3 protein-coding genes are annotated in these 6067 nt (G+C 50.7%); all 3 read left to right on the top strand.

Translation table 11 applies throughout. The features are described 5' to 3' along the window. Nucleotides 1-61 precede the first annotated feature (61 nt). Nucleotides 62-4648, top strand: coding sequence for a glutamate synthase large subunit (gene gltB / locus QUB51_RS27210; protein ID WP_333263059.1), 4587 nt, complete (start codon nucleotides 62-64; stop codon nucleotides 4646-4648). Nucleotides 4649-4933: 285 nt separating this feature from the next. After that, nucleotides 4934-5500 carry a transposase gene (locus QUB51_RS27215; RefSeq protein ID WP_333055105.1) on the top strand — a complete coding sequence of 189 codons (567 nt, stop codon included), beginning with the start codon at nucleotides 4934-4936 and terminating at the stop codon, nucleotides 5498-5500. Between the two features lie 270 nt (nucleotides 5501-5770). Beyond that, a partial coding sequence (locus QUB51_RS27220) for a type II toxin-antitoxin system RelN family antitoxin (RefSeq protein ID WP_333263062.1) occupies nucleotides 5771-6067 on the top strand: 297 nt, incomplete at its 3' end.

Consider the following 6067-nt stretch of genomic DNA (forward strand, 5'->3'; position numbering starts at 1 on the left):
TCGGCATCCCACCATCTACTCTAGATCAACATCTTTTCACCACTTTGAGAGACACATCAAAATGAACAGCAACGGACTGCCACAAAAACAAGGCTTGTACGATCCGCAGTTCGAGCACGACGCTTGCGGAGTCGGATTCATCGTACACATGAAGGGTAACAAATCCCACGAAATAGTCGAGCAGGCACTAACAATCCTGCTGAACCTCGACCACCGAGGCGCGTGCGGCTGCGAACCCAACACCGGAGACGGGGCGGGGATTTTGATGCAGGTGCCCCACAAGTTTCTCAAGAAAGTAACGGCGGCCCTAAACATCGAACTTCCCGAAGCCGGCGAGTACGGCGTTGGCGCGATTTACTCGTCGCCAAATCGAACTGAACGGGAAAACGGCAAACGCATTTTTGAGGAAATCGCCGCAGAAGAAGGCCAGGAAGTGCTGGGCTGGCGCGATGTGCCCACCGACAACTCGTCCCTCGGCGACACCGCCAAATCTAGCGAACCCTTCATGCAGCAAGTGTTCCTCCGGCGCGCCGCAGGTATTGACGAGGCGGCTTTCGAGCGGAAACTGTACGTCATCCGCAAACGGGCTCACAACGCCATCCGCAGAACTAACACAGACCCCTACTGGTACAATTCCACTCTCTCGTGCCGGACGATCGTCTACAAGGGTATGTTAATGCCGGTGCAAGTCGGCGATTACTATCCCGAACTGCACGACCCAGACATGGAAAGCGCTCTAGCCCTAGTTCACTCGCGCTTCAGCACCAATACTTTTCCGAGTTGGGAACGATCGCACCCTTACCGCTACATCGCCCACAACGGCGAAATTAACACAATGCGCGGCAACATTAACTGGATGCACGCGCGGCAATCGCTGTTCGAGTCGGAACTATTCGGCGATGACTTAAAGAAAATCCCCAATTTAATCAATATCGAAGGCAGCGACTCGACGATTTTTGACAATGCTTTGGAATTGCTGACTTTGGCCGGGCGTTCTTTGCCGCACGCTGTCATGATGATGATTCCCGAACCTTGGACAGCCCACGAGTCCATGAGTGACGAGAAAAAAGCTTTCTACGAATACCATTCTTGCTTGATGGAACCTTGGGACGGCCCAGCTTCGATCGCATTTACCGATGGTACATCGATCGGGGCCGTGCTCGATCGCAACGGTTTGCGCCCTTCCCGCTACTGCGTTACCAAAGACGACTTGGTAATTATGGCATCGGAAGCCGGAGTTTTGCCGATCGCCCCTGAACGAATTGTATCAAAAGGTCGCTTGCAACCGGGGCGGATGTTCCTGGTAAATACCGAGGAAGGCCGCATCGTCTCTGACGAGGAAATTAAAACCAAAATCGCCACAGAACACCCGTACCGCCAGTGGATCGACCAGCACATGGTCGAAATCGCCAAACTGAAAGATGCGCCGGCATTGGCAGAATCTCATCCCGAAACATTATTGCAGCGCCAAATGGCCTTTGGCTACACCTTTGAAGAACTGCGGTTGCTGTTAGCACCGATGGCAAAAGATGGCGTGGAAGCTGTCGGCGCGATGGGTGCGGATACGCCGCTGGCGGTGCTTTCCAATCGGCCAAAATTGCTTTACGAATACTTCCAGCAGTTGTTTGCTCAAGTTACCAATCCGCCGATCGATTCTATCCGCGAAGAAATTGTAACTTCTGCCGAAACTACGATCGGCGCTGAACGCAACTTGCTCAAACCAGAACCGGAAAGCTGTCATTTAATTGAACTGAAAACGCCAATTCTCAGCAATGAAGAATTAGCTAAGCTCCAACACGTAAATGAGGGCAATTTCAAGTCCGTCACCGTGCCGATTTTGTTTGACCCCAAAAGCGGCGTAAAAGGTCTAGAACAAGCCTTAGAAGAGGTTTTTGCAGCAGCAGACAGCGCGATCGCCTCCGGGGTGAATATCCTCATTTTGAGCGATCGGGGCATCAGTCCAGACAAAGCCCCAATTCCGGCGCTGCTGGCAGTTGCGGGCCTGCACCACCACTTGATCCGCAAAGGAACGCGGACGCGGGCGGGACTCGTGCTCGAATCCGGCGAACCGAGGGAAGTGCATCACTTTGCGACACTGATTGGATATGGTTGCGGCGCGATTAATCCGTATTTGGCCTTTGAGACGATCGCCGATTCGATCCGCGAAGGATTGCTGCTAAATGTCGAGTACAAAACAGCTTGCAAAAACTACGTCAAAGCCGCAACTAAAGGTGTGACGAAAGTTGCCTCGAAAATTGGGATTTCTACAATTCAAAGTTATCGCGGCGCGCAGATTTTTGAGGCGATCGGCTTAAACAAATCCGTAGTCGATAAATACTTTGCTTGGACAGCCTCCCGGATTGAAGGCGTAGACCTCGAAGTCATCGCCCAAGAAGCTATTTTGCGCCATACCCACGCATTCCCAGACCGCCCAGCCAGCGGACATACTCTCGATGTCGGCGGCGAATATCAGTGGCGGAAAGAAGGCGAGGCGCACTTGTTTAGTCCGCAGACAATTCACGCGCTGCAAAAGTCGGTGCGCGAGGGCAGTTATACGCTTTTCAAACAGTATTCTGGGCTGGTAAACGAACAAAACCAGCAGCATTTTACCTTGCGCGGTTTGTTGCAATTCAAGCAGCGGGAATCGATACCGATTGAGGAAGTTGAGCCGATCGAATCTATTCTCAAACGCTTTAAAACTGGGGCGATGAGTTACGGTTCGATTTCTAAAGAAGCCCACGAATCTCTGGCGATCGCGATGAACCGCATTGGTGGCAAATCGAACACCGGTGAAGGCGGCGAAGATCCCGATCGCTACACTTGGACGAACGATCGCGGCGACTCGAAAAACAGCGCGATCAAACAAGTTGCTTCCGGGCGTTTCGGCGTTACCAGCTTGTACCTTTCCCAAGCGCGGGAACTGCAAATCAAGATGGCGCAAGGTGCGAAACCCGGTGAAGGCGGACAGTTGCCCGGTAAAAAAGTATACCCGTGGATTGCGAAGGTGCGAAACTCGACTCCGGGTGTGGGTTTGATTTCGCCTCCTCCTCACCACGACATTTATTCGATCGAAGATTTGGCCGAATTGATTCACGACTTGAAAAATTCCAACCGGGAAGCGCGGATTAGCGTCAAACTCGTGTCGGAAGTGGGAGTCGGGACGATCGCGGCCGGGGTTGCGAAAGCCCACGCCGATGTCGTGTTGATTTCCGGCTACGACGGCGGAACCGGCGCTTCGCCGCAAACTTCGATCAAACACGCGGGATTACCTTGGGAATTGGGACTGGCTGAAACTCACCAAACTTTGGTACTCAACAATCTCCGCAGCCGGATTGTCGTGGAAACTGACGGTCAAATGAAAACCGGCCGCGATGTAGTAATTGCTGCCTTGCTTGGCGCTGAGGAATTCGGTTTTGCTACCGCGCCGCTGGTGACATTGGGCTGCATCATGATGCGCGTTTGCCACCTGAACACTTGCCCCGTGGGCGTGGCAACGCAAGACCCACTGCTGCGGAAAAACTTTACCGGCGACCCCGATCACACGGTAAACTTTATGACTTTCATCGCGCAGGAAGTCCGGGAAATTATGGCGCAGTTGGGCTTCCGCACGTTGAATGAAATGGTTGGCCGCACTGATGTTTTGGAACCTCAGCAAGCGGTGGAACACTGGAAGGCTAAGGGTTTGGATTTCTCGAAAATCCTTTATCAGCCGGAAGTTGGCGCGGATGTCGGGCGCTATTGTCAGATGGCGCAGGATCACGGTTTGGAAAAGTCCCTCGACATGACTGTGTTGTTGGATTTGTGCAAAGGTGCGATCGAAAATGGCGAAAAAGTCCACGCCAAACTGCCGATTACCAATGTCAACCGCGTTGTCGGCACAATTCTCGGCAACGAAATCACCAAGCGCAACTGGGAAGGTTTGCCGGATGACACGGTGCACCTGCACTTCCAAGGCAGCGCTGGGCAAAGCTTTGGCGCATTCGTGCCCAAGGGAGTCACCCTGGAACTCGAAGGCGAAGCTAACGACTATTTGGGCAAGGGGCTCAGCGGCGGCAAGATTATCCTGTATCCGTCGCACGCTTCCACCTTTGTCGCGGAAGAAAACGTGATTGTCGGTAACGTAGTGCTTTACGGCGCGACTGCTGGTGAGGTTTTCATCCGAGGGATGGCGGGCGAACGTTTTGCGGTGCGTAACTCCGGCGTTAACGCAGTAGTTGAAGGTGTGGGCGATCACGGTTGCGAGTACATGACTGGTGGCAAAGTTGTAGTTTTGGGCGAAACCGGGCGCAATTTTGCAGCGGGTATGAGTGGCGGCGTCGCTTACATTTTGGATGAAGCGGGGGATTTTGCTACTCGCTGCAATATGTCGATGGTGGATTTGGAAAAATTGGAGGATGTTGAGGAAATTAGCGATTTGCGGCAGTTAATTCAGACTCACTTTGATTTAACTGGAAGTGCGAAAGCATCGAAGGTTTTGGCAAATTGGGATTCGATGGTGCCGGTGTTTGTGAAGGTGATGCCGAGGGATTACAAGCGGGTGTTGCAGGCTATTGAAAGGGCGATCGCATCGGGTTTAAGCGGTGATGATGCGCTGACGGCTGCGTTTGAAGAAAATGCTCGCGATGTCGCCCGGATTGGCGGCAGCTAGTAAATCCAAGAAACCGGGTTTTTGCGATAATTTCTGCATCATCGCCGAGATTTTAGGAAGAAACCCGGTTTCTGACTCCCGCGCACAGAGCCCAAATCCCAGAAACCGGGTTTTTGCGATAATTTTGGTATCTCACGCCCGATTTAGGAAGAAACCCGGTTTCTGACTCCCGCGCACAGAGCCCAAATCCCAGAAACCGGGTTTCTGCGATAATTTTGGCATCTCACGCCGGATTTAGGAAGAAACCCGGTTTCTGAGTCGCACACGTACCATCCGATCTGCCAAATGCCACGTCGCCAAGTTATCTTGCAAGCGGGTAATTACTACCATATTTATAACCGAGGCAATAACCGTCAGCTTATCTTTTTTGAGCGAGAAAACTATATTTATTTTTTACGCCAATTAAGAAACCATCTGATTAATCATGGTGTCGATATTATTGCGTATTGTTTGATGCCAAACCACTATCATTTATTAGTTTACTTGAAAACCGATCGTTTTTCCAAGCTGATGCAGGCGTTTACTCTGTCTTATGTTAAGGCTATCAGTAAACGCTATCAAAGGGTGGGTTCATTGTTTCAGGGACGATTTCAGGCGATTCATGTAGAGACAGAAGAGTATTTATTACACTTAACTCGCTATATTCACTTAAACCCAGTCTCTGCTAATATAGTTGAAAAAGCCGAGAATTGGGAGTTTTCTAGCTATCAAGAATATATTGATTTGCGCCAGGGAAATTTACCTAAAATAGATGGAGTGCGAGCGAAATTTCAGTCAGCAGATGCTTATCGTTACTTTTTAGAAGATTCAACTAGCGATCGATTAATCCAGCATTTAACCTTTGAAGAATAGAAAGAAACCAAGAAACCGGGTTTCCGCCCCCAATCCCAGAAACCGGGTTTCTGCCATAATTTAAGCATCCTCACCGAAATTTGGTGAAGAAACCCGGTTTCTGACTCCCCGCGCACAGAGCCCAAATCCCAGAAACCGGGTTTCTGCGATAATTTTGGCATTCTCACCGAGATGTTGTAAGAAACCGGGTTTCTGACTCCATATCTCACGATCCATTGAGTTCTTTGATATCCTTGGAAACACTGTTATTTACAGAAAAAAAAGTAGACTATGAAAGCGATCGAAACCACTGGAACAATTGACGATCGAGGGATGCTGTGTATAGATAGACCCCTTACCCTTGTCAACCACAGACACGTTCGGATTATTGTCTTAGTGCCGGAAGACACTGATATCGATCCAGATGATAACCCCACTGAAACTGTCCTCGAAGGGCTTCAGCAAGGCTTCCATGAGGCAATTACCGGACAAACTCTCCCTTTGTCCCAACGTAAGGATTCAGGTCTGAAATTCGGGAATGAGGTCAGGCATAGGAAAGTAGTCACAAGAATGGGCATTCATAGCCTC

Origin of the sequence: Microcoleus sp. AT8-A3, assembly GCF_036705675.1 — a bacterium.
Taxonomy (GTDB): Bacteria; Cyanobacteriota; Cyanobacteriia; order Cyanobacteriales; family Microcoleaceae; genus Microcoleus.

Coding starts and splice junctions, on each gene's coding strand:
- gltB (WP_333263059.1), top strand. CDS start 62: ATGAACAGCAACGGACTGCCACAAAAACAAGGCTTGTACGATCCGCAG.
- QUB51_RS27215 (WP_333055105.1), top strand. CDS start 4,934: ATGCCACGTCGCCAAGTTATCTTGCAAGCGGGTAATTACTACCATATT.